The organism is Plantibacter sp. LMC-P-059a, from assembly GCF_030209505.1.
Classification (GTDB): domain Bacteria; phylum Actinomycetota; class Actinomycetes; order Actinomycetales; family Microbacteriaceae; genus Plantibacter.
Genome location: NZ_JARVRZ010000006.1, coordinates 413,975 through 437,567 on the forward strand (window position 1 = coordinate 413,975; position 23,593 = coordinate 437,567).

Consider the following 23,593-nt stretch of genomic DNA (forward strand, 5'->3'; position numbering starts at 1 on the left):
CCATGCAGCAACTCGTCTCGCACTACGCTCCGCCGCCCCCGCTCGACCGGATGGACGGCTACCAGGTGATCGACGTCGACGACGACGACCCGATCCTGCTCGACGCCGCCGGCTCCCACATCGACACGTGGCGCGAGGGCTACCCGTACGCGGAGCGCATGTCGCGCGAGCAGTACGAGAGCGACAAACGGCTGCTGCAGATCGAGCTGCTGAAGCTGCAGAACTGGATCAAGGCGAACGACCGGCGCCTCGTCGTCGTGTTCGAGGGGCGTGACGCCGCCGGCAAGGGCGGGACGATCAAGCGGTTCACCGAGCACCTCAACCCGCGCGGTGCCCGTGTCGTCGCGCTCGAGAAGCCGACGGCCCGCGAGTCCACCCAGTGGTACTTCCAGCGCTACGTGCAGCACCTGCCGGCCGCCGGTGAGATCGTGCTGTTCGACCGCTCCTGGTACAACCGTGCGGGCGTCGAACGGGTCATGGGCTTCTGCACGCCGGCGCAGTACGACGAGTTCATGCGCCAGGCACCGTTGTTCGAGCAGATGCTCGTCGGCGACGGCGTCGACCTCGTCAAGTTCTGGTTCTCCGTCTCCGCGGACGAGCAGCGCACCCGCTTCGCGATCCGCCAGGTGGACCCCGTCCGGCAGTGGAAGCTGTCGCCGATGGACCTCGCCTCGCTCGACAAGTGGGGCGACTACACGCGGGCGAAGGAGGCGATGCTCGAAGCGACGGACACGCCGGACGCCCCGTGGACCATCGTGAAGAGCAACGACAAGAAGCGCGCCCGCGTGGAGGCCATGCGGCACGTGCTGCACCGCTTCGACTACGCGAACAAGGACCACGAGGTGGTGGGGACCCCGGACACCAACATCGTCGGACCGGCGGCCTCGGTCTACGAGCGCGGCGAGCGCGGCGAGCGGAGCGACACGGTCTGATCCCGGGCGTCGCCGGAAGCCGGACGCGGTGCCGTCCGGCCCGCTATCCTCTGGACCATGCAGCCGAACTCGTCACCGTTGCGTCGCCTCACGTCGTCGAGCGCGATCTACGGCACCATCGTCTACGCCGGCCTCGTCGGCGCGTCGAGCGTGTACGAGGAGGACGACGTCGAGCAGGTGCTCTTCACGAGCGCGATCACCCTCGTCGTGTTCTGGTTGGCGCACGTCTACTCGGCGGCGCTCGCCCACCACGGTGACGACCGGCACGAGGGCACCGTCACCCTCGGTGCGTCGATCCGGCACGGCTTCGAGGAGTCGTTCGGCATGCTGCTCTCCGCCGTGCTGCCCACCATCCCGCTCATCGTGGGCGTCGCCGGCGGCCTCGCCCATGAGCAGGCGGTCAACCTCGCGCTGCAGGTGTCGACGCTGATGCTCTTCGTGCTCGGGTGCGCGGCCTTCGTGGTGCGTGGCTCACGCTGGTGGTGGTGCCTCCTCGGCGGCGTGGCGACCGCCCTGTTCGGCGTCGTCATCATCGTGCTGGAAGCGGCGACCCACTAGCGCCGTCCGCGGTTCAGCTGCGAGTGCTGAGCGCCTTCGCCGACTGCTGGGCGGCGCGACGGACCTCGCGGTCGGGGTCGCGGAGGAGACCTTCGAGCAGCGGCTTGGCCTCGTCGCCCCCGACAGCGGCGAGCGCCCTGGCGCCACCGGCACGGACGCGCGCGTGGTCGTCGTTGAGCAGCGGGGCGATCGTGGCGACGTCACCGATGCGACGCTCGGCGCACACCCGTGCGGCCATCTCGCGAACACGCCAGGCCTGGTTGCCGAGTGCGGCGACGACGGCCGAGGTCGCGGAGTCGTCCCAGACGTGGAGCAGGGCGCGGGTGCCCCAGAGCTCCGGCCAGTACAACGCGGGCGCGCCACCGAGGATGCCCTCGGCGTGGTGACCACCGACGACACGGAGGAAGTCCTCACCCTCGTACCGGCCGGCGAGGAGCGAGACGCAGCGCTCGACGACGCGGGGCTCGCTCTCGGCGGCGACCGCGTCGGCGAGTCGCTGCTCGAGGGAGGCCTGGGTGGCGGGGACCGGGGTGTCGGGTGTCTCGTTCTGCGCTGTCATCGTTCCCCCACCCTAGTCCGCGGGCTCCGGGGCGTGGTGGTCGCGTGGCGACCGACGCAGGGCCGGGTCAGGGGACGCGGGTGAGCCAGGCCTCGGTGTCGAACTTCGATTCGACGAGCGACTCGGCCGCCGCCAGCTCCGCCTCCGTGACGTGGCCGGGGGTCGCGCCGGTGATCTCCACGAAGGTGTCCTTCATGCGGTCGATGATCTCGGCACGCGAGAGTCCGGTCTGGCTGCGGAGCGGGTCGACGCGCTTGGCCGCCGAGGTGGTGCCCTTGTCGCTGAGCTTCTCGCGCCCGATGCGGAGCACCTGCGTCATGAGTTCGCCGTCCATGTCGTAGCTCATCGTGACGTGGTGCAGCACCGCGCCGTTTCCGAGGCGCTTCTGCGCCGCCCCGCCGATCTTGCCGGATGGGCTCGTGATGTCGTTGAGCGGCTGGTACGTCGCCTCGATGCCGAGCGAGCGGAGGGCGACGAGCACCCAGTCGTCGAGGTAGGCGTAGGAGTCGGCGAAGGTCATGCCGTTCACGAGCTCCGCCGGCACGTAGAGCGAGTAGGTGATGATCCCGCCGCGCTGCATCATCATCGCGCCGCCACCGGAGACCCGGCGGACGACCTCGAAGCCGTTCGCCTTCGCGTTGTCGAGGTCGACCTCGTTCTTGAGGGACTGGAAGCTGCCAATGACGACGGCCGACTGGTCCCACTCCCAGATGCGCAGCGTCGGACCGCGACGGCCCTCGCCGACCTCGTTCGTGAGGACCTCGTCGAGCGCCAGGTGGAGCTGCGGGGAGACGGAGCCGTCGTGGATGAGCTGCCAGTCGTAGTCGCCCCAGCCGGTGGCCTTCGCGAGCGAGCGGCGGATGGCGGTCGCCACGGCCTCCGGGGTGAAGCCGAGGAGCACGGCGTTCTCCGGCAGTGCGCCGCGGATGGCGGCGGCGAGCCCGGCGGCGTCGGTCGTGGCCGGCAGGCCGGTGACCGCGCGGTCGATCAGCGCGAGCGCGTCGTCCGGTTCGAGGAAGAAGTCGCCCGCCAGGCGGAAGTCGGCGATCCGACCGTCGACCACGTCGAGATCGACGACGACGAGCTTGCCGCCCGGGACCTTGTACTCACCATGCATGCCCCCAGCCTATTCCTGGACGGCGTCCGGATTCCCCGGAAGCGGTGCCGATCGGCTCAGGAGTCGAACCCGATGCCGAAGCGGTCCATGACCTTCAGGAGCAGGCCGTCGCGGCCCTCGTTCGCGTCGGAGCGGGCGACGGCGCGGCGGACCAGCTGAATGGCGGGGTTCGCGATGGGCTCGGGTGGGATGGGGATCGGCTTGGACCGCACCATCCGCAGCCGGGTCAGCTCCGTCGACTCACCGCTCAGCAGGTCGAGCATGACCTTCGCCCCGAACCGGGTCGCCCCGACCCCGAGACCGGTGAACCCCGCGCTGTAGGCGACACGACCGCCGAGTGCCGAGCCCTGGAAAGCCGAGAGGCGGGAGCACATGTCGATCATGCCGCCCCAGGCGTGGGTGAACCGCACGTCGAGCTGCGGGTAGGTCGTGAAGAAGTGGTCGGCGAGCGTCTCGAAGGTCTCGCGGCGCTGGTCGTGCTCAGGGCGGATCCGGCCACCGCGGTGGTAGACGGCGTCGAAGCCGCCGTAGAGGATGCGGTCGTCGGCCGTGCGGCGGGAGTAGTGGAACTCGCGGCTCGAGTCGGCGATGCCGAACCGGTCCGTCCAGCCGATGCTCGCGAGCTGCTCGGCGGTGAGCGGCTCGGTCATGAGGACGTAGTCGTACACCGGGATGGTGAGGAGTTCCGTGCGCTTGAGGAGCGAGGGGAAGCCGTTGGTGGCGAGCGCGACCCGGCGGGCCTGCACGCTCCCCTGCCGCGTGGTCACCGCGACGCCGTCGCCCGAGCGTCGGAGACCGATCGCCGGCGTGTGCTCGAAGACGCGAACGCCGAGCTCGATGCAGGCGCGCTTCAAGCCCCAGGCGAGCTTCGCCGGGTGGACGAGCGCGGTGCTCTTCCACTCGCGCTGGCCCGCCAGATACACCGGGGAGTGCACGAGCTCCTGGACCGCCTCCCAGTCGAGGAAGACGCCGTCGCCGGAGACCTCGCGCAGGGCGTCCACCTGGTGCGGCTCGGTCGCGACCGTGAGCACGCCCGTGTGCTCGAACTCGGCGTCGATCCCGAGGCGGTCGAGCGTGGCGACGAATTCGTCGAAGTTCTCGTCCGCGAGCCGTTCGAGCTGCGGCAACTCCTCGGCGAAATGGCGTTCCCCGTTGTCCTCGCCATGGGTGAGGCTCGCCTCGAAGAAGCCACCGTTGCGGCCGCTCGCCGCCCAGCCGACCTCCTTGCCCTCGATCAGCACGACGTCACGCGAGGGGTCCGCCTCCTTCGCGATGAGCGCCGTCCAGAGCCCGGAGTAGCCGCCACCGACGACGAGCAGGTCCGTGTCGACGTGGCCGACGAGGCGGGGCTCGGGTGTCGGACGCTCCGGGGTGTCGAGCCAGTACGGGACGGTGCTCGCGCCGGCGAGGGACCGCGCGATGCGCTCGGCCGGGTTGCGCCGACGATGGCTGTAGGTGGGGCCGTCCGAGGTCACCGGGTCTCCTCCGCGTCGAGAGTGGATGCCGCGACTGTACCCCGTGGGCGTCGCGCTTGTCCCGCCCTTCGACAGGCTCAGGGACCGCGAGGGGTGGGCTCAGGGAGCGGGAGGGGGCGTGCTCAGGGACCGGGAGAGGGTCGGCTCAGGGGCCGGGAGGGGGTTGGCTCAGGCACCGGGGCGCCGACTCAGGTGCGCTTGTCGAGCCACTGCACGACGTCGCGCTCGACGTCCTCGCGGTTCAGCTCGTTGAAGATCTCGTGTCGGGCGTCGGGGTAGATGATGAGCGTCACGTCGGTGAGCTTCGAGCGCTTGACGTAGGCGTCGCGCAGGAGGGTGAGCCCGCGGACGCCGCCGAGCGCGTCGTCGGAGCCGCCGATGATGAGCACGGGCAGCTTGCGCGGCATGTGGCGGGGCGGCCGGCCGAGGAAGGCGAACGCCTGGATCGGGTTCCACACGGGCGTGACGCCGATGTCGAAGTTGCGCTCGTCGGCGGCGAAGGCGGCCCAGGCGGCCGGATCCCGGTTCAGCCACTCGAGGCCGGTGGTGCCGGTCTTCCGCCACCGCTTGTTGAGGTCGCCGGCGTTGATGACGCCCGGCATGGCCAGCGAGGTCCCCGAGAGGATGAGGTACTCGTAGAGGTCGTGGTGCGCGGCGACCTTCTGCGCCATGAGCGAGCCCCAGCTGTGGCCGAGGAGCGCCAACGCCGACTCGGGGAACCGGGTGCGGAGGTGGCGACCGACGGCGGCGAGCGAGGCGATCGCACCCCAGGTGGTGCGGGGTCCGAGCTTGCCGAGACCCAGATGTTCGAGGCCGGTCCGGCCGTGGCCCCGGTGGTCGTCGGCGACGACCGTGTAGCCGGCGTCGTTGAGTGCCGCGGCGAGGCGGCCGTAGCGGAGGGCGTGCTCGCCGGCGCCGTGCGCGATGTGTACGACGGCCTTCGGGTTCGCCACCTCCCAGATGTAGAGGTAGATCGTGACGCCGTCGTCGTCCACGATCGTCTCGGTCGTGTACGGCCTCGGCTCGAACGGCCGGTTCGCGTCGTCGGCGTCGACAGGTGGCGGGGTCTGCTCGCTCATCCCGCCAGCGTAGGCCTTCCGCACGCTCGACGCCTCGCCTCCTCCACACCGCGCGGCAGGTCCCGATCAGCCCACAGATGCGGGTTTGCGGTTCGTCAGCGGCAGGCGTACGGTGATCGAGGCCCGAACGGCGGGCCGCAGGGATCGACGGAAGCGAGGTGAGCGGCCATGGCTGGTGACAGTACCCGCGCCATCGCGTCGACGAACCGCTCCGCCTCCCCCACCCGGTAGGCGCTGCCCCGCCGGCGCCGAGGCGCCCACTCACACCTCCCCGGGTGCGGTCCCCCAGGATCGTCCGCACCCGCGCGGCCGCCGCACGCTCCCGTCCATCGACGGACGGAGACCTCATGGCACTCATCGACAACGGCATCTACGTGACCGGGCGACGGTCGGCGAGCCCGCGCTCCCTCGACGCGACGTACGAACTCCTGAACGAGCAGCGCGGCATGGCCTGGATCGGGCTGTACCGCCCGCAACCGTCGGAGATCCGTTCCGTCGCGCAGGAGTTCGACCTGCATCCGCTCGCCGTCGAGGACGCCTTGAAGGGCCACCAGCGGGCAAAGCTGGAGCGCTACGGCGACACCCTCTTCGTCGTCCTGCGTCCCGCCCACTACCTGGACGCCGAGGAGCGGGTCGAATTCGGCGAAGTGCACCTGTTCGTCGGCCCCGGTTTCGTGGTGACGGTCCGGCACGCTGAGAAGCCCGACCTCGGCCAGGTGCGTCGGCGGCTCGAGGCACGGCCGGACATCCTCGCGCTCGGCCCCGACGCCGTCCTGCACGCCGTAGTCGACCAGGTCGTCGACGGCTATGGACCCGTCGTCGCCGGGCTGGAGAACGACATCGACGAGATCGAGGACGAGCTCTTCGGCGACGCTGCGGACGTCTCGCGCCGCATCTACGAACTGCTGCGCCAGGTGATGGCGTTCCAGCGCGCGACCGCCCCACTCCGCGCCGTCCTCCACGGACTCCTGCAGGGGGCCGACAAGTACGGGCTCGACGAGGAACTGCGCAACGGATTCCGGGACGTGCTCGACCACGTCCTCCGGATCGCCGAGCGCGTCGACTCGTTCCGCCACCTGCTCCGGAACGCGCTGACCGTGCACGCGACCCTCATGACGCAGCAGCAGAACGAGGAGATGCGGCGACTCTCCGAGGCGAGCCTCGCGCAGAACGAGGAGTCGCGCCGCATGAGCGAGACGGCGTTGGCGCAGAACGAGGAGATCAAGCGCATCTCCTCGTGGGCGGCGATCCTCTTCGCACCGACGCTCATCGGCACCGTCTACGGCATGAACTTCGACGCGATGCCCGAGCTGCACTGGCAGTTCGGCTACCCCGTCGCGATCGGTGCGATGCTCGCCCTCTCGGGCACGCTGTACGCGATCTTCCGGTTCCGTCGCTGGTTGTGACGGCGCTGGTCACTGGCCGCCCTTCGACAAGCTCAGGGACCGGAGGGGGTTCCGGTCCCTGAGCCTGTCGAAGGGCCCACCTCTTTACTTAGCCTCACTAATGAGCTAGGCTAAGCATTCGTGGCAGGCACAGCGGCACCGAAGACGACAGCACGGACGATCGCGGAGCAGGCCTCCGAACTCCGCATGGGCACCTTCCGATTGGCGAGGCGCCTGCGCGGCGAGAAGAGCGTCGACGACCTCAGCGATCCACAGTTCTCCGTGCTCGGAGGGCTCTACAAAGAGGGCTCCGCGACCCTCAGTGCGCTCGCCGAACGCGACCGCGTGTCCGCGCCATCGATGAACCGCACCGTCAACTGCCTCGAAGAGGCCGGGTATGTCACCCGCGAGACCGACACGGCCGACCGCCGCAAGGTCACCATCGCCCTCACCGAAGCGGGCCACACCACCGTCACCGAGACCGTCCGGAAACGCGACGCGTGGATCACCCAGCAGCTGCGCGCGCTCACCCCGGACGAACGCGACACCCTCGCCCGCGCAGCCGAGATCATGAGGAGACTCGCCACCCAGTGAGTGCAATGTTCCGTTCCCTGTCCAGCGTCAACTACCGCATCTGGTTCATCGGCGCCCTCGTGTCGAACGTCGGCGCGTGGATGCAGGCCACCACCCAGAACTGGGTCGTCCTGACCGACCTGACCGACAACGACGCCGTGGCCGTCGGCGCCACCATGGCCCTGCAGTTCGGGCCCCAGCTGGTGCTCGTGCCGATCACCGGCCTCATCGCGGACCGCTTCGACAAGCGCAAGATCCTCATCCTCACCCAGTCGAGCCTCATGCTCCTGGCCGCAGCCCTCGGCGCGCTGCTCATCTTCGGGCACGCCGAACTGTGGCACATGTACCTCTTCGCGCTCGCGCTCGGCATCATCAACGCGGTCGACGGCCCGGCCCGCCAGACCTTCGTCTCGGAGCTCGTCGACGAGCACAACATGTCGAACGCGGTCGCCCTCAACTCGGCGTCGTTCAACGCGGCCCGTATGGTCGGCCCGGCGATCGCCGGTCTCCTCATCGTCGCGATCGGGTCCGGGTGGGTCTTCGTCGTCAACGCCTTCACCTTCCTCGGCGTCATCGGGGCGCTGCTCGCCCTCCGCACGGGCAAGCTCCGCAGGCCGCCGCGGGCACCGCGCGCCCGCGGGCAGTTCGTCGAGGGCTTCCGCTACGTCCGCGGACGCCCCGACCTCATGGTCGTGTTCGTGATCGTCTTCATCATGGGCGCGTTCGGCATGAACTTCCCGATCTTCGCCTCGACGATGGCGGTCGAGTTCGGGAAGGGCGCCGGTGAGTACGGGATCCTCTCCTCCGTCCTCGCGATCGGTTCACTGACCGGAGCGCTGCTCGCCGCGCGGCGGGCCCAGGCGCAGATGCGCATGATCGTCGGTGCGGCCGGGCTCTTCGGCGTCGCCGCCCTGACGGCCGCGTTCATGCCGAGTTACTGGACGTTCGCCGCCGTGCTCATCCTCGTCGGCTTCTCGACCGTGACCCTGCTCACCACCGCGAACGGACTCGTCCAGACCACCACGGAGGCCGCTGTGCGCGGCCGGGTGATGGCGCTGTACATGGCGATCCTCATGGGTGGCACGCCCATCGGTGCGCCGATCGTCGGGTGGGTCGCGAACACCCTCGGGCCGCGGTGGGCGCTCGGACTCGGGGCCCTGGCGGGCTTCGTCGCCTGCGCCACCGGTCTGCTCTACGGGGTCGTGCGGCACCACCTGCGCCTGCGCGTCGCCCCGGACTCCCGCTGGCGGCTGCAGTTCACCCACGACGGCGTCGTCGCACCGGTCACTCCCGAGGAGTTCTCGGAGCAGATCGCGCTCACCTCGCCGATCCCACTGCCGAAGGCGAAGCCGCGCGCGACAGCAGCAGCCGAACCCCGTCCGGAGCCGTCGCCGGTCGACGATCGCAGCTCACTCAGCGGCTCCCGCCGCTAGGCGGCTCTCCGCTCCGATCCACTCGGCGATCGCAACTCCTGCATCCTGCGACCGCCGAGGCCACCGGTCGCGCGGAGCGGCGGGTGACTCGGCCGGTCGTCCCGGTCAGCAGGAGTTACGAACGAGCCGGCACCGGCCGAAGGCTCGGGACCCAGCACCGCAGTTCCTCGCGGTAGCGACGATACGGTTCGCCGAAGCGGGCTTCGAGGTCGGCCTCCTCGACCGGACGGACCAGCACGTTCCAGACGACCGCGCCGAACACGGCGTAGACCACCACGATCCACGACGACAGCAGCAGGCCGACCCCGATCCCCTGGACGATGCTGCCGACCGCCATCGGGTTGCGGACGAAGCGGTAGGGTCCGGCGACGACCAGGCGGTTCGGCATCGCGGCCGGCAGCGGTGTCCCACCTCCGGTGGTCGCCATCGCCGCCGCCGACCACAGGCCGACGATGCTGCCGAGCACGAGGACGATGACCCCGGCGACGACGGCCAACGGCTCAGCACCGGGCAGCGTGATCGCGACCTGCCACCGCAGCTCGAAGAACCGCAGCACGGCCGGGATGACCGCGAGGAAGACGCCCCAGAACGCGACGATCTCGATCGCCGTCCGCCGGAGCTGCGAGCCGGTCGACGCCGTCGGGTCCGCCGGGCGGAACGCGAACGGTCCGATCGCGATCCACGCCCTCGGGATCCCGCCGGTGAGGACGAGCGCGAGTGCCGTGACCGATCCGACGGCTGCACCGACCATCAGCAGGGCTCCGATGCCCGCCTCCCCGGTCACCGCGGCGAACACGCCGAGTGCGATGGTGACGAGCAGCGTCCATCCCGTCGCCAGGATCGCCGCCCAGCGGATCCCGATCGCGGCGAGCGCCGAGGCGACGACGAACAGCGGCACGTCCAAGATCGCCATGATCACCGGATCGAGGGAACCGAGGGTCGCGTCGCGCACGAACGGGACGAGGAACACCGACACCCACCAGACGGCGCCAGCGACGGCCTGGACGCCGAAGTACCAGCGCCCCCAGGCGACGGCGCTCATGCGCGCATCAGTGGCGCCGGCGAGCGATGAGCCAGGCGACCAGGCGCCAGCCGAGGAGCAGGACGGCGAGGACGATGACGGTCACGATGACGAAGCTGAGCTGCACGCCCTGGCCGGAGACCGCTCGCAGCACCATGCCGACGACGACGGTCGACACCCAGACGATGACGCCCGCCCAGCGCACGGCGCGGGTCTCCCGCTGGCCGAGGACGAGGGCGAGCACGTGGCCCACGAGCAAGCCGACGGCGAACGGCCACAGGGTCACGAGGATGCCGAGGACCCCTTCGCCATGGCTGGCCCGGCCGATGAGGACGAACACGATGACGGCGAGGAGGTCGATGCCGACGGTCGCGGCGAAACCTGCTGGGGTCCTGCGGGGGCGTTCCATCCCCTCACCCTATTGGCGCGCCGGGCGCCCATCCTGGAGGGTCGCCGTCTGGCGCGGAACCGGGTCTGTCGCGGCGCCACCGGTGCTGGGTACGATGTCGCTGACATCCCACCGACGAAGGAGCAGTCATGTCGTTCCAGGCCTACCTCGACGCGGCGGAAGCCAAGACCGGCAAGACCCCCCGCGAGCTCGTGGACGAGGCGCGCGCCCGTGGGTTCGACGGGTCCACGAAGGCCGGCGAGATCCTCGAGTGGTTGAAGACCGACTACGAGCTCGGCCGAGGTCATGGCATGGCGCTCGTGCACGTCATCAAGAACGGTCCCACGATCAGCGAGAAGCACGTGGGCACCGACGGCGTGCACCGTGACGAATCGACGGAGCTCTGGCTCGACGGCAAGGCCTCGAAGCCCGCCGCCCCCTGACCCGCTCGGGTCAGTACCAGAAGATCGGGATCCAGTCGCGGTGGTGCGCGTGCACGATCGCGAGGAACACGATCGCGTCGAAGAGCAGGTGCACGGCGAGGATGTAGCCGAGTGAGCGCGTCTTCGAGAACAGGTACCCCTGGAGGAGCGCGAAGGGGAACGTCAGGAGCGGACCCCACGAGCGGTAGCCGAGCTCCCAGAGGAACGAGACGAAGATGACGGCCTGCAGCAGGTTGGCCTGCCAGACCGGGAAGTGCCGTCGCAGCAGCGCGAAGCAGGTGCAGACGAAGAAGAGCTCGTCCCAGGTGCCGACCGCGTTCACCCCGACGAAGAACCGCCCGAGTTCGCCGGCGTCGCTGATCACCGGCCAGTTCTCGTAGGCACCGGATCGGATGAAGTAGAACGGCAGGATCGCCCACCCGAGGAGCGGGACCGCGAACAGGTAGGCGATCTCCCCCTTCGTCTTCTTCTCGCGGCTCCGCCAGGGGAAGATGATCGCCTTCCGCCGGTAGACGAAGCGGTCGATGAGGAACGGCACGCCGACCGCCAGCAGGAGGACGGTGCCGATGCGGAAGAAGCTCGGCCAGGAGACGTCCGCCTCCACCGAGGTGGTCGAGACGATGCCGATCCCGATCGCGATGAGGAACAGATCCTGCGCGAGCGCGCGATCGATGAGGATCGCAGTGACCAGCGCGGCGACGAGCAACGGGTACCCGGCGAGGGGCTGCATGAGGCCGAAGAGGCAGAACGCGGACGCCGCCAGCAGCACCGCGGGGATCAGCTTCATCGGGCGGCGGGCCGGGACGATCATCTCGGTCTGCATGCCGACGATCCTACGGGGCGGCGTGACACCGCCCCGGGTCAGGCCTCGCGGGTGATCTCGACCTTCACGAAGAGCTTGGACCGGTACGGACCCGCGTAGACACCACGGAGCGGGGACACGTCGCCGTAGTCACGACCACGCCCGATGAGCACGTGACGCTCGCCGACGTCGACCATGTTGGTCGGGTCGAACCCGCGCCAGTCACCACAGAACCACTCCACCCAGGCGTGCGACTCCCCGGTCACCGTCTCACCGATCGCCGCGTGCGGCTTCGGGTGCAGGTACCCGGACACGTACCGCGCAGGGATCCCGACGGACCGCAACGCCCCGAGGACGATGTGCGTGATGTCCTGACAGACCCCCTTGCGGTTGGCCCACGCCTCGGCCGCCGTCGAGTACACGCTCGTGACGCCCTGCACGTAGTCCATCTGCTCGCCGATCTCACGGCTGATCGCCATCGCGGCTTCACACGGGCTCTCGTGGCGGTCGGCGATGGTCCGGGCGAGCTCGACGAGGTCGTCCGGCGGGGTCGTGCGGCGGGTCTGCTCCAGGTGCTCCACCCGGGTGACGGCCGCCTGCGTCGCGATGTCGAGCTGCTCCCAGCCGGTCGGGTGCGGTTCGTGCTTCCGAGGGCGCACCTCCACGAGACTCGTGGCCGTGAGCGACAGCTCGTCGTGCGGCGTGAGCACCTCGAAGGCCGACACCTTCATGCCCCAGTAGTCCGTGTAGGTCGACTGCGACGCACCGGGCTGGATGTCGATGTGCGAGTACAGCACGTACTGGTCCTCGGTCGTGACGGGGAGCATGCGCGCCTCGTTGTAGGAGGCGTTCACCTTGCCGCCGTACGAGAAGCCGGTGCTGTGCTTGATGTGCAGACGGGTCATGAGTTCTCTCCGATCCACGCGGGCACCGCATGCGTGGGGAAGTAGCGTTCGCGGATCGCCTCGGACACCTGGCTCGTGACGTTCTGCACGGCGTCCATCCGGCCGGGGAGGTCGCCGAGGGTGTCCTGGATGGGGCGGTACTCGAGGTCGCTGCGGATCTGGCCGAGCAACCGCTGGGCGGAGTCGACCGTGCCGACGCGACCGCGCCGCGGTTCGAGGTCGCGCATGCACTCCTCGGCCCGGCTGATCGAGAACATGACGGAGCGCGGGAACAGCTGGTCGAGCAGCAGGAACTCGGCGGCGTTCTTCGCGCTCGGCATGCCGCGGTAGGTACGCAGGTACGCCTCGTACGCGCCGCAGGAGCGGAGGATCGTCGTCCACGACGGACCACTGGCCTCGGTGAGCGACCGCGTCGCCAGCAGGCGGGCGGTCATGTCGGCACGCTCGAGGCTGCGGCCGAGGGTGAAGAACCGCCAGGCGTCGTCACGGCTGGTGGCCGAGTCGACGATGCCGACGGCGAGCGCCGAGCGTTCGCGGACCCAGCCGAAGAACTCGTGGACCTTGTCGCTCGCGACCCGTCGCGGCATCCGCGCCCGGGTGGTGTTGAGGCACTCCCACAGCTCGGTCGACACGATCTCGCGGGCACGACGGGCGTTCTCCCGCGCGGCACCCAGGGAGTAGGCGATCGACGCCGGGTGGGTGCGGTCGACGGCGAGCTGCGCGAGGACGTCCTGGCGCGTGAGCTCATGGTCGGCCGGTGCGTCGCTCCCCATCACGGACAGCAGCGAACGGCAGGCGGTGTCCTCGTCGATCCACGGATCCTCCAGCAGCAACTGCAGGTGGACGTCGAGGATGCGGGCGGTGCCGTCGCTCCGCTCGATGTAGCGACCGATCCAGAACAGGCTCTCGGCGATCCGGCTCAGCATGCTGCGTCCTCCTGCCCGTCGACCCGCTCAGACGGTGCGTCCGCACGCGCCTGCTGCTGCTGCTGCTCCTGCTGGTCCTGATTGCCCGTGGGCCGGTCCTGGGGCGAGTGCTCCGGGGTCGTGCCGTGGTCGTAGATGATCGGGATCGACGTCGTCTCCGTCGTGGCCTGCTCGGCGACGAGGCCCTGGATGTCGTGCGACGACGCCTCGGGAGCGGCGTTCGGGTCGTAGGCGCGGCCGACGACCCAGGTGTCCTTCGAGCCACCACCCTGGCTGGAGTTCACGACCAGCTGCCCCTCCGGCAGCGCGACGCGGGTCAGGCCACCCGGCAGGACCCAGACGTCGTTGCCGTCGTTGACGGCGAAGGGCCGCAGGTCGGCGTGACGTGGGCGCATGCCGTCCTCGACGAGCGTCGGGATGGTGGACAGCATGACGACCGGCTGCGCGATCCAGCCGCGAGGGTCCTCCTGCAGCTTCGTCTTCAGGGTCGCGAGCTCCTCCTTCGAGGCGTCCGGCCCCACGACGAGCCCCTTGCCGCCCGAGCCGTCGACGGGCTTGATCACGAGCTCGTCGAGCCGGTCGAGCACCTCCTCCAGGGCGAGCGGGTCCTCGAGACGCCAGGTGTCGACGTTCGGGAGGATCGCGTCCTCGGCGAGGTAGTACTTGATGAGATCAGGCAGGTACGTGTAGACGAGCTTGTCGTCGGCCACGCCGTTGCCGACCGCGTTCGCGATCGTCACGTTGCCGAGGCGGGCCGCGAGCATGAGGCCAGGCGAGCCGAGCATGGAGTCGGCGCGGAACGACAGCGGGTCGAGGAACTCGTCATCGACGCGACGGTAGATGACGTCGACGCGGGTCGGGCCGGCCGTGGTGCGCATGAACACCTTGCCGCCGGAGCAGAAGAGGTCGCGGCCCTCGACGAGCTCCACACCCATGAGGCGCGCGAGCAGGGTGTGCTCGAAGTAGGCGGAGTTGTACACACCGGGGGTGAGCACGACGACGTTCGGGTCCTCGACACCGGGCGGGGCCGAAGCACGGAGCGCCTGCAGGAGCTTGTTCGGGTAGTCGCCGACGGGACGCACCCGCATCGAGACGAAGAGCTCCGGGAGGGTCTGCGCCATGACCCGGCGGTTGGAGATGACGTAGCTGACGCCCGATGGGACGCGCACGTTGTCCTCGAGGACGCGCATCTGGCCGTGTTCGTCGCGGATGAGGTCGATGCCGGAGACCTGGATGCGGACGCCGTTCGCCGCCTGGATCCCGTAGGCCTGCCGATGGAAGTGGGAGGACGAGGAGATGAGCTTGGCGGGGATGACGCCGTCGCGCACGGCGAGCTGCGGGCCGTAGACGTCGGCGAGGAACGCCTCGAGCGCCTTGACCCGCTGCTTGATGCCGGCCTCGACCTGCGTCCACTCCTGCTGCTCGATCACCCGGGGGACCGCGTCGAGCGGGAACGGGCGCTCCTCACCGGCGAAGTCGAAGGTGACACCCTGCGCGAGATAGGAGCTGGCGAGGGCGTCGGTGCGCCCGCGGAGCTCCTCCTGGGTCATGCGTGCGAGGGAGGTGTAGATCTCCTGATACGCCCGCCTGGCCGTCGCGCCACCGGCGTGTTCCGCCGCCTCGCCGAACATCTCGTCGAACGCGGGTACACCGCTAGCCGTCTTGCGCGGGGCCAGCGTGCCGCCATAGCCGTTGAACAGGTCACCCATGGGCCGACTCTACCGGGACACATGTTGCCGGGGTGTTTCGGAGCGCGGATCCGCAGCCCGCTCGAGAGCGCCGAGGCTGCGGATCCGCAGCCCGCTCGAGAGCGCCGAGGCTACCGGCATCCTGGTGAGAGGACCACATCGTCGGAAAGCTCCGATGTCGCAGATGTGATGGCGTCCGCAATCAACCAACCCACCAGGCTGAAGATACTAGAAGCGAATAATGCTCTGACCATCCTCGGAGCCGCCTAGGAGGTTGAGCTCTTCGAGAAGCGTGGAGACCAGCTGCGGGCTTCCACTGGCGGATCTGGCCGCCAAGGTGTACAGGTCATTAATCCAGTCGGACGTCGACCCATCATTGTCTTGAAACTCGTCCGTGAGGAATGACTCAACGGCATGGTAGGCGCCACTCGATTCACTTCGGCGACTGATCGTGAACCTGTAAGGCAGCCGACCGTCGTCGTCGTCCGCCCAAACGCGGTACTGCGTTTCAGCACCAACCTCAGCGAAATAGGTTGGGTCCGTCTCGATCTCGGGCTGCAACACGGACCACTGAAGCTTCTGCGCTTTGGTCAGATCAACCAATCGGCGCACGATCGTTTGCCACTCTTCATCATTGAGCATTGCTGCTAGCTCCCGTTCTAAATCGAAGTTCTGTCACCGCAGTGGCAATCTGAAGCCCAACCCTCCCCAGATCACTGCGGATTTCTGAGGTGGCTCGAGCCACCTTAGGGCTCGAGCTTCGTGCGAGCAGCGCTTTTGCGTCCAACGCCTGCTCACTAAACTTGCGCAGATCATCGGTCAGGTTTCCAACGTCCCGCTCCTGCCTTGCTAGCAGCGTAGCCGCTTCAGCAGCCAGCATGCCGAAACGCAGCAGCAGAAACTGCGCAACAGGCTTGTTCTCGTTATCCGCCGCGTTTTCCAGGTCGCCAATTACTTGCTGAACGGCGCCGAGAACTAGGAGTAGTTGACTCAAACTGAGCTTATGCTCTGTGGCTTCCACTGCGTCTTCAGCGGCCTCGGCAGCTTTCCGAGCTCGGCGCGCTTGCAGCCACGCCAGGAGTAAGCCAACCAGAGTCAATACGAGACCAACGACATCGAACCACCCGAAGGTTGTTTGTATATCGAACATCCCGCTCCATCCCTGCATAAGTGCTATGAGAATAGCCGACAATCAGCGAATTAAAGCGACTCGGGCTGACTCAACCGTCAGCTGAGGGCGGCGATGTCCGGACCGATCCGGCTCGCACCGGCACTCGTGCGCGCCACGTGCGCCATCGAATGCCCTACGCGACCGAGGCGGCGGTGAGGGCGGCCAGTTCGTCGTCGGAGAGCTCGAGGGTCGCCGAGGCGAGGAGGTCGGGCAGCTGCTCGACGGTGCGGGCGCTCGCGATCGGCGCGGCGACGGTCGGCTGTGAACGGAGCCACGCGAGCGACACGGTCGCGACCGAGACTCCGTGGGCGGACGCCACCTCGTCGAGCACGGGCAGGAGCGCCGCGTGGTCGGCGAGGTACGCCTGGGCGCCCTCGGCGCGGACGCTGTCGACGCTCGCACCCTCGCGGTACTTGCCGGTCAGGAAGCCCTTCGCGAGCGAGAAGTAGGGCAGCACGGCGAGCTGCTCGCGCTCGGCGATGGTGCGCAGTTCCCCCTCGAAGTCACGCTCGACGAGGTTGTAGTGCGGCTGCAGGGCGATCGGGCGATGCAGCCCCTTGGCCTCGACGATCTCGAACCACTCGGCGATGCGGGCGGCGGAGTAGTTGGAGATGCCGAGGTAGCGGACCTTGCCGGCGTCGACGAGCGACGACAGCGCCGTCACCGTCTCCTCCAGTGGGACGGACTCGTCGTCGAAGTGCGCGTAGTAGAGGTCGATGTGATCGGTGCGGAGGCGCTCGAGCGACGCGTCGGCGGCCTTCAGGATGTTGTCGGCGGCGAGTCCCTGGAAGTCGGGGTGCTGGCTGACCTTCGTCGCGATGACGAGCTCGTCGCGGTTGCCGCGCAGCTCCTGCCACTCGCCGATGAGGCGCTCCGAGTCGCCACCGGTGTTGCCGGGGACCCACGCCGAGTAGCCGTCGGCGGTGTCGATGAAGTTGCCGCCGCCCGCGACGAAGGCGTCGAGGATGTCGAACGAGGTCTGCCGGTCGGCCGTCCACCCGAACACGTTGCCGCCGAGGTTCAGCGGGAAGACGGACAGGTCGGACGTTCCGAGGGTGGTGCGGGCGTGAGTCATCTGATGATCCTCCAGAGGTTCGGTTCAGGCGTATGCCTCTCTCACGGTAAGGCGGAGGGCCGCGCGGCTATTCCTCGTGTCGTCGGATGACGGTCGGTCCACCGACCCCGGATCGGCACTCGAAACCCCGCTCCACGCCGCCATACAGTTGGCGGATGGGCTACCTCGTCGACGACTCGAAGGACCGCATCGACCGCGACGCCGTGTGGGGCGCGCTCCGCGAGGTCTACTGGGCGAAGTGGCGAAGCCGAGCCGAGGTCGAGGCGCAGATCGACGACGCGTGGCGGGTCATCGGCGTGTACGAGGAGGAGACCGGCGCGCAGGTCGGCTTCGCCCGCGCGGTCTCGGACGGACTCGGCTTCGCCTACCTCGCGGACGTCGTCGTGCTCGAAGCGCACCGCGGTCGCGGTCTCGGCAAACGCATCGTGCAGGCGATGATCGACGACGGGCCCGGCGCGCACTTCCGCTGGACGCTCTTCACGAGCGACGCGCACGGGCTCTACGAGCAGTTCGGATTCGCGGAACCCGGCCGGACCGCCCTCGTCAGGCCGGCCGCCGAGCTCCCGGTGCACCCGACGCAGCGGCCGCCGGAATCCTGAGCGACGGCGCACTCTCGCCCGGCCCCCAGCGATGACGGGCTACCGTTGACGCATGTGGATCTCCGATGACGGCCGGTACAACATCGTCGATGTGCCGGCGGACGCCTATCCCGGGCGCGCGTACCTCCTCGAACTCGTCGCCGGGCTCGAATCCGACGAGCTCCACACCCTCGTCACCCGCATGCAGGCGTTCGACGACGCGATGATCGACCGGCTCGAGGGCCTGGTCGACGGCGACGCACCCGAGGTGGCTCCGGATCCGGAGCGCGAGGCCCCCTACGTGGACGAGATGATCCCGCGGCGTGTGCTCGACTCCATCGACTGGGACGCGATCCTCACCCCGCCGTTCCGGATCGAGGCGATCGACGTCGCCGGCGACCGCTGGCGCATGGACGCGTGGGCGTTCCTCGAGTCGATCGTCGAACCGCCCGTCACGCGCCCGACCGCCCGCAACCTCGGCTCCTCCCCCATCGATCCGGCGTAAACCGGCACCTGCCGAATAGGCTGGATGTCATGACCGACGACGATGTCACGATGACCGATCCTTCGCCGCTGCTCGCGGAGGGCGCCGAGCTCGAACACCTCTACACGGGCGCGATCTGGAGCGAGGGACCGGCGTGGATCGCCGAAACCGGACGCCTCCGATGGAGCGACATCCCGAACGACCGCATCCTCGAGTTCGACGCGGCGAGCGGCGAGACGGCCGTGTTCCGGGACGGCGCCGAGTACACGAACGGACGCACGATCGACCGAGAGGGTCGCGTCGTGCAGTGCAGCCACGGGCGGCGCGCGGTCGAGATCGAGGGCTCCGACGGCCCGGTCACGCTCGTCGACCGGTGGGCGGGCGTGCGCTTCAACTCACCCAACGACGTCGTCGTGCACTCCGACGGGTCGATCTGGTTCACCGACCCGCCCTACGGGATCGACGCGAGCGGCCGGGAGGGTCACCCCGGCGAGCAGGAGTACGACGGCTGCTTCGTCTTCCGCCTCGACCCGTCGACCGGTGTGGTCGAACCCGTGATCACCGCGCTCGTGCACCCGAACGGGCTCGCGTTCTCCCCCGACGAATCCGTCCTCTACGTCTCCGACACCGGCGACGGGGCGCAGCGCATCGGCGCGTACGACGTCGCCGCCGACGGGGTCTCGGTGGAGCACGGCGACACCCCCGGCCGGACCTTCGCCGCGACCGCCGTCCCCGCCTCGGACGGCTTCCGCATCGACGTCGACGGCAACCTGTGGTCGTCGGCCGGCGACGGCGTCGAGGTCTTCGACCCCACCGGCGCGACCATCCTGCGCATCCCGGTCCCGGAGCGCACCGCGAACGTCTGCTTCGGCGGCGAGGACGGCATGACGCTCTACATCACCGCGTCGAGTTCCCTGTACCGCATCCGCACGGCCACCCGGCAGGCGCCGCGGCCCTGACGGTCGCGCCGCTCAGACGGAGGAGGCCCGGACGACGAGCTCGGGCTGGAAGACGAGGTGGCGCGAGGACGGCGGCGGGGTCGGCGCCCCCTCCGCGACGGCGAACTCGCCCAGGAGCAGCTCCACCGCGGCGACGCCGAACCCCTCGTGCGGCGCGCGCACGGAGGTGAGCGGGATGATCGACGACTCGGCGAACTCGATGTCGTCGTAGCCGACGATCGCGAGGTCGTCCGGGACGCGGAGGCCGTGCTCGACGACGAGCGTCTGCATGATGCCGAGCGCGAGCAGGTCGTTCACCGCGAACACGGCGTCTGGACGAGCCTCGGGCGGGCGGGCGGCGATGGCCCGGCCGAGCTCGCGGCCCTCGGCGATCGTGCGCTCGGTGCCCGCGATCACCTCGAGGGTCGCCCCGGGCACGGCGGCTACGGCGGAGCTCGCCCCCTCGAACCGGTCGGCGACCTGACGGATGCCGAGTGGACCACCGACGAAGGCGAGTCGGCGACGGCCGGTCGCCAGCAGGTGCTCGGCCGCGAGGAACCCACCGCGCACGTCGTCGACGGACACGGAAGGCTGGTCCGGCGAGGAGGCCAACTGCCCGACGAGGACCGAGGGGATGCCCCGCTGCCGGATGCTCGTCAGCCGCTCCTCCACCGACTCGTGCGAGGCGACGAGCATGCCCTGCACCCGCTGCGCCTCGAACATGCCGAGGTAGGCGTCCTCGCGCTCACGACTGCGGTTGGAGTTCGCGATGAAGACGGAGAGCCCGTCCTCGGCGGCGCGCTGCTCGACCCCCTCGGCGATCGTCGCGAAGAACGGGTTGCTGACGTCGGGCGCGATATAGGCGATGGTGCCGCTGCGTCCGAGACGCAGCTGCCAGGCGGCGTTGTTGCGGACGAACCCGAGCTGGTCGATGGCGCGCTGGATGCGTTCCTGCTTCTCGGGCGAGACGCGGTCGGGGTGGTTGATGTAGTGCGAGACCGTGCCCATGGAGACGTCGGCGAGCGTCGCGACCTCGCGGATGCCGACTCGTCCCATGCTTCACCCCTGCCCTCGTGCTGCGTGCCCCGGGAGCGTTCCCGCGGCCCGGCTCAGTCTAGATCGCCCCGTCTCGGTCAGTCCTGACCGCGGTGCGGCTCCGGTCCGAGGGGTTCGGGGATCTCCACGCCGTACTCGATGAGGGCGTCCGTGACGACCCGGATGGCGTTGAGCGCACGTGGGAACCCGGCGTACTGGACGGTGTGGATGACCGTCTCGAGGATCTCCGTGGCCGAGCACCCCACGTTGATCGCACCGCGCGTGTGCCCGCGAAGCTGCGGCTCCAAGCCGCCGAGCGCGACGAGCGCCGCCAGGGTGATGAGCTCCCGCTGCGCCAGCGACAGGCCGGGGCGCGAGTAGATGTCCCCGAAGTTGAACTCGATCCCGAAGCGGGCGAGGTCCTGCGCGAGGCCCGTCTGCATCGCGACGAGCCCCTCCGACTTCCCCTCGCCATACACCTCGTCGAACTTCGCCTTGCCGCGCTCGAGCCGCGTCATGTCGTCTCCCGTCGTCATCGTCGTCGCCCCGTCGCCTAGATCGAGTGTCCGCCGTCGAGCGGCAGGATCAGGCCGGTGATGTTCACGGCGGCGGGCGAGGCGAGGAAGACGACGGTCTCCGCGAGGTGCTCCGGTTCGCCGAGCAGCCGCGTGGGGATCTGCGCGAGGAGGGCCTCGCGGCGTTCCGGGGTGTCGTTGTCGCGGCCGGGCGTCGCCTGCGCGCCGGGCGCGAGCGCGTTCACCGTGACGCCCTGCTCGGCGACCTCGATCGCGAGGGCCTTCGTGAGCCCGACGACGCCGGCCTTGGCTGCGGCGTAGGCGGTCGCCCCGCGGACGAGACGGCCACCGCTGACGGCGGCGATCGACGCGATGCTGATGATGCGACCGGAGCGCTGCTCGAGCATCGAGGGCAGGACGGCACGGGTCACGTTGAAGACCGAGTTGAGGTTGCGGTCGATCTGCGTCGTCCAGGTCTCGGAGGTCATCTCGTGGAAGAAGCTGACGGCCCCGCCACCGGCACCGTTCAGGAGGATGTCGACGCCACCCCACTCGTCGACGATGCCCCCGACGGCGGCCTGCACGGCGTCGAAGTCGGTCAGGTCGGCGGTGGCCGAGGCGGCGCGCACCCCATGCGCCCGGACGAGTTCCGCGGTCTCCTCGAGGCCGGCGGCGTTGAGGTCGAGGCCGGCGACGTCGGCGCCCTCGGCGGCGAGCTTCTGGGCGATCACCCGGCCGAGCGCTCCCGCTGCTCCGGTGATGATCGCTCGCTTGCCCTGCAACCTCATGTGCGGTTCCGTTCCGTTCGTCCGGCGCATTCAGGCGCCGTGCATCGTCGTTGATCTGGACCGTCCGCGCGGTATCGAGACCACGAGGCGACCGCCCCCATTGTCGCCCCAGACTTGAAACGTGTCAATGTCCACTCCCGCTTCACGTCATCGCCTCCGAACCGCCGCCGCGATTGGGACCGATCCGATGCTTGACATGCAAGCTGAGCGCGGTTAGCCTCGGCCATTGAAACGCTTCAACTTTGCTCGCGACGGTCATCGCTCGCGTCTCACCATCACTGCCACATCTCAAGGAGGAAATGTGTCCACAGCGCACCGGGCCCCGAAACGTCGGTCGGCCACCGCCATCGCCGCTCTCGGCGTCACCGCTCTCGCCCTGACCGCCTGCGCAGGGAACGGAGGCGCGACGAGCGCCACCTCGTTCGACTACCTCGCGGCCGTCGAGAACTCGATCGTCCGCGACGAACTCACCGCCCTCGGCGAGGGCGCCTGCTCCGCGAACGAGAAGGCGCTCCCGCTCAAGGTCGAGACCCTGCCCCAGGCCGACGTGCTCCAGCGCGTCACCCTGCTGGCCAGCCAGAACGCCCTGCCCACCACTTTCACCGCCCCCACCGCACCGCTGCGGCCAGGCGGCACCCTCGGCGACGACGACACCGTCCTCGACCTCGAGGACACCCTCACCGAGCTGGGCGTCATGGACGACATCCTCCCCTCGGCCGTCGCCACCGTGAAGAACATCTACGGCGACCGCTTCGTCTCGATGCCGTACCAGTACAACGTCGAGGGCTTCTTCTACAACAAGACGATGTTCACCGACCTCGGCATCGAGATCCCGCAGACCTGGGACGAGCTCCTCGACGCGGCGGACACGGTCCAGGCGTCCGGCAAGTCGGCGTTCACCGTCTCCGGCGCCCAGGGCTGGACGATCACGCGCTACATCAGCACCTACCTCTTCCGGTCGCTCGGCACCGAGGCGATGAACGACATCGCCTCGGGCGACGCCAAGCTCACCGACCCCGAGTACGTCGAGGCGATCACCGCCGTCGCGAACCTCGGCAAGTACTTCGGCCCAGGCATCACGACGATGGACATGCAGACCGCCACGAGCGAGTTCTTCACCGGCAACGCGGCCATGATGTACAACGGCACCTGGATGCTCGCCGACGTCTACAACACCGAGCTCAACCAGATCGGTGAGGACGCCGTCGGATTCATGCCGTTCCCGACCGTCGAGGGCGGCAAGGGCTCGATCGACCAGTACCCGGCCAACACCGGCGCGGCGACCTCGTTCTCCACCAAGGGGTACGACGAGGAGAAGGTCGGCGGCTGGCTCAGCTGCATCGCCGAGAACTACGGCTCCAGCGTGCTGAAGAACCAGGGCGTCATCTCCGGCTTCAAGCTCAACGAAGAGGTCACCGACGTCCCGGCGCTCACCGCCGAGGTGCAGGGCATCATGGCCGACACCGACGAGACGGTCACCTGGTTCGAGACCTTCCTCCCCGAAAAGGCCGGCGTCGACGCGCAGACGAACGCCGCCCCGCTGCTCACCGGCGGCATCTCCCCCGAGGACTTCGCGGCGCTCGTCCAGGCCGGCGTGGACGCGGGCCTCAAGAAGTAACCGGCGATCCGGTCGCCAGGCACCCGCCCGGCGACCGGATCCGTCCGTCCGCGGACACCTCCCCGCAGCGGGTCACGCACCCCGCCGCCCAGCCTCACGGTCCCCCG

General features: G+C 69.3%; 26 protein-coding genes. 10 read left to right on the forward strand and 16 right to left on the reverse strand.

The genetic code is table 11. From position 1 onward, the window contains the following. The first annotated feature begins 2 nt into the window (after positions 1–2). A complete protein-coding gene (gene ppk2 / locus QRN27_RS15265) occupies positions 3–932 on the forward strand; it encodes a polyphosphate kinase 2 (RefSeq protein ID WP_502929531.1) in 930 nt (309 codons plus the stop codon). 57 nt (positions 933–989) lie between these two features. Beyond that, entirely contained in the window at positions 990–1,490 is a 501-nt protein-coding gene (locus tag QRN27_RS15270) for a hypothetical protein (protein WP_056010879.1), read from the forward strand. Between the two features lie 13 nt (positions 1,491–1,503). Here the strand turns inward: QRN27_RS15270 and QRN27_RS15275 are convergent, their stop codons facing one another. From QRN27_RS15275 to QRN27_RS15290, 4 genes are all read right to left on the reverse strand, one after another. Further along, complete coding sequence (locus QRN27_RS15275) at positions 1,504–2,049, reverse strand: HEAT repeat domain-containing protein (RefSeq protein WP_285042964.1); 546 nt, start codon at positions 2,047–2,049, stop codon at positions 1,504–1,506. A gap of 67 nt (positions 2,050–2,116) precedes the next feature. Next, complete coding sequence (gene lplAB, locus QRN27_RS15280; RefSeq protein ID WP_285042965.1) at positions 2,117–3,166, reverse strand: lipoate-protein ligase LplAB; 1,050 nt, start codon at positions 3,164–3,166, stop codon at positions 2,117–2,119. A 56-nt stretch (positions 3,167–3,222) separates the two neighbouring features. Next, entirely contained in the window at positions 3,223–4,641 is a 1,419-nt protein-coding gene (locus tag QRN27_RS15285; protein ID WP_285042966.1) for an NAD(P)/FAD-dependent oxidoreductase, read from the reverse strand. 188 nt (positions 4,642–4,829) lie between these two features. Then, positions 4,830–5,720 (reverse strand): alpha/beta hydrolase, encoded by an 891-nt coding sequence (locus QRN27_RS15290; RefSeq protein WP_285042967.1) that lies wholly within the window; start codon positions 5,718–5,720, stop codon positions 4,830–4,832. 347 nt (positions 5,721–6,067) lie between these two features. Between QRN27_RS15290 and QRN27_RS15295 the strand changes: the two genes are divergently transcribed. From QRN27_RS15295 to QRN27_RS15305, 3 genes are all read left to right on the forward strand, one after another. Further along, a complete protein-coding gene (locus QRN27_RS15295) occupies positions 6,068–7,126 on the forward strand; it encodes a magnesium and cobalt transport protein CorA (RefSeq protein ID WP_285042968.1) in 1,059 nt (352 codons plus the stop codon). Positions 7,127–7,246: 120 nt separating this feature from the next. Beyond that, complete coding sequence (locus tag QRN27_RS15300; protein ID WP_327078820.1) at positions 7,247–7,699, forward strand: MarR family winged helix-turn-helix transcriptional regulator; 453 nt, start codon at positions 7,247–7,249, stop codon at positions 7,697–7,699. A 5-nt stretch (positions 7,700–7,704) separates the two neighbouring features. Continuing rightward, complete coding sequence (locus QRN27_RS15305; protein ID WP_285042969.1) at positions 7,705–9,111, forward strand: MFS transporter; 1,407 nt, start codon at positions 7,705–7,707, stop codon at positions 9,109–9,111. Positions 9,112–9,226: 115 nt separating this feature from the next. Here the strand turns inward: QRN27_RS15305 and QRN27_RS15310 are convergent, their stop codons facing one another. Both QRN27_RS15310 and QRN27_RS15315 read right to left on the reverse strand, forming a co-directional pair. Then, a complete protein-coding gene (locus QRN27_RS15310; RefSeq protein WP_285042970.1) occupies positions 9,227–10,153 on the reverse strand; it encodes a methyltransferase family protein in 927 nt (308 codons plus the stop codon). Positions 10,154–10,160: 7 nt separating this feature from the next. Continuing rightward, on the reverse strand, positions 10,161–10,541 hold the full coding sequence (locus QRN27_RS15315; protein WP_285042971.1) for a DUF3054 domain-containing protein: 381 nt from the start codon (positions 10,539–10,541) through the stop codon (positions 10,161–10,163). 128 nt (positions 10,542–10,669) lie between these two features. On the opposite strand from QRN27_RS15315, the gene QRN27_RS15320 reads away from it, so the two are divergent. After that, positions 10,670–10,963, forward strand: a complete 294-nt coding sequence (locus tag QRN27_RS15320; protein WP_285042972.1) for a DUF4287 domain-containing protein — start codon at positions 10,670–10,672, stop codon at positions 10,961–10,963. A gap of 10 nt (positions 10,964–10,973) precedes the next feature. Here the strand turns inward: QRN27_RS15320 and QRN27_RS15325 are convergent, their stop codons facing one another. The 7 genes from QRN27_RS15325 to QRN27_RS15355 form a co-directional block, all read right to left on the reverse strand. Continuing rightward, on the reverse strand, positions 10,974–11,786 hold the full coding sequence (locus QRN27_RS15325; protein ID WP_285042973.1) for a CPBP family intramembrane glutamic endopeptidase: 813 nt from the start codon (positions 11,784–11,786) through the stop codon (positions 10,974–10,976). Positions 11,787–11,824: 38 nt separating this feature from the next. Further along, complete coding sequence (locus QRN27_RS15330) at positions 11,825–12,670, reverse strand: transglutaminase family protein (RefSeq protein ID WP_194671313.1); 846 nt, start codon at positions 12,668–12,670, stop codon at positions 11,825–11,827. Then, positions 12,667–13,596 (reverse strand): alpha-E domain-containing protein, encoded by a 930-nt coding sequence (locus QRN27_RS15335; protein WP_285042974.1) that lies wholly within the window; start codon positions 13,594–13,596, stop codon positions 12,667–12,669. Before QRN27_RS15335 ends, QRN27_RS15330 begins: the two co-directional genes overlap by 4 nt. Then, positions 13,590–15,305 carry a circularly permuted type 2 ATP-grasp protein gene (locus QRN27_RS15340; RefSeq protein ID WP_285042975.1) on the reverse strand — a complete coding sequence of 572 codons (1,716 nt, stop codon included), beginning with the start codon at positions 15,303–15,305 and terminating at the stop codon, positions 13,590–13,592. The genes QRN27_RS15335 and QRN27_RS15340 overlap by 7 nt, the downstream gene beginning before the upstream one ends. 207 nt (positions 15,306–15,512) lie before the next feature. Next, on the reverse strand, positions 15,513–15,926 hold the full coding sequence (locus QRN27_RS15345; RefSeq protein WP_285042976.1) for a hypothetical protein: 414 nt from the start codon (positions 15,924–15,926) through the stop codon (positions 15,513–15,515). Next, entirely contained in the window at positions 15,916–16,434 is a 519-nt protein-coding gene (locus QRN27_RS15350) for a hypothetical protein (RefSeq protein ID WP_285042977.1), read from the reverse strand. Before QRN27_RS15350 ends, QRN27_RS15345 begins: the two co-directional genes overlap by 11 nt. Before the next feature lie 154 nt (positions 16,435–16,588). Next, on the reverse strand, positions 16,589–17,530 hold the full coding sequence (locus tag QRN27_RS15355) for an aldo/keto reductase (RefSeq protein ID WP_285042978.1): 942 nt from the start codon (positions 17,528–17,530) through the stop codon (positions 16,589–16,591). A gap of 155 nt (positions 17,531–17,685) precedes the next feature. Between QRN27_RS15355 and QRN27_RS15360 the strand changes: the two genes are divergently transcribed. Genes QRN27_RS15360 through QRN27_RS15370 form a run of 3 tightly spaced genes read left to right on the forward strand, consistent with a single transcriptional unit; the run spans position 17,686 to position 19,551 of the window. Further along, positions 17,686–18,129 (forward strand): GNAT family N-acetyltransferase, encoded by a 444-nt coding sequence (locus QRN27_RS15360; RefSeq protein ID WP_285037607.1) that lies wholly within the window; start codon positions 17,686–17,688, stop codon positions 18,127–18,129. A gap of 52 nt (positions 18,130–18,181) precedes the next feature. After that, positions 18,182–18,613 (forward strand): hypothetical protein, encoded by a 432-nt coding sequence (locus QRN27_RS15365; RefSeq protein WP_285042979.1) that lies wholly within the window; start codon positions 18,182–18,184, stop codon positions 18,611–18,613. A gap of 29 nt (positions 18,614–18,642) precedes the next feature. Beyond that, complete coding sequence (locus tag QRN27_RS15370) at positions 18,643–19,551, forward strand: SMP-30/gluconolactonase/LRE family protein (protein WP_285042980.1); 909 nt, start codon at positions 18,643–18,645, stop codon at positions 19,549–19,551. Between the two features lie 12 nt (positions 19,552–19,563). Here the strand turns inward: QRN27_RS15370 and QRN27_RS15375 are convergent, their stop codons facing one another. From QRN27_RS15375 to QRN27_RS15385, 3 genes are all read right to left on the reverse strand, one after another. Further along, on the reverse strand, positions 19,564–20,586 hold the full coding sequence (locus QRN27_RS15375; RefSeq protein ID WP_285042981.1) for a LacI family DNA-binding transcriptional regulator: 1,023 nt from the start codon (positions 20,584–20,586) through the stop codon (positions 19,564–19,566). A 77-nt stretch (positions 20,587–20,663) separates the two neighbouring features. Beyond that, entirely contained in the window at positions 20,664–21,101 is a 438-nt protein-coding gene (locus QRN27_RS15380) for a carboxymuconolactone decarboxylase family protein (protein WP_285042982.1), read from the reverse strand. A gap of 17 nt (positions 21,102–21,118) precedes the next feature. Continuing rightward, on the reverse strand, positions 21,119–21,868 hold the full coding sequence (locus QRN27_RS15385; protein ID WP_285042983.1) for an SDR family NAD(P)-dependent oxidoreductase: 750 nt from the start codon (positions 21,866–21,868) through the stop codon (positions 21,119–21,121). A 301-nt stretch (positions 21,869–22,169) separates the two neighbouring features. Between QRN27_RS15385 and QRN27_RS15390 the strand changes: the two genes are divergently transcribed. Beyond that, a complete protein-coding gene (locus QRN27_RS15390; protein WP_285042984.1) occupies positions 22,170–23,486 on the forward strand; it encodes an ABC transporter substrate-binding protein in 1,317 nt (438 codons plus the stop codon). Positions 23,487–23,593 lie beyond the last annotated feature (107 nt).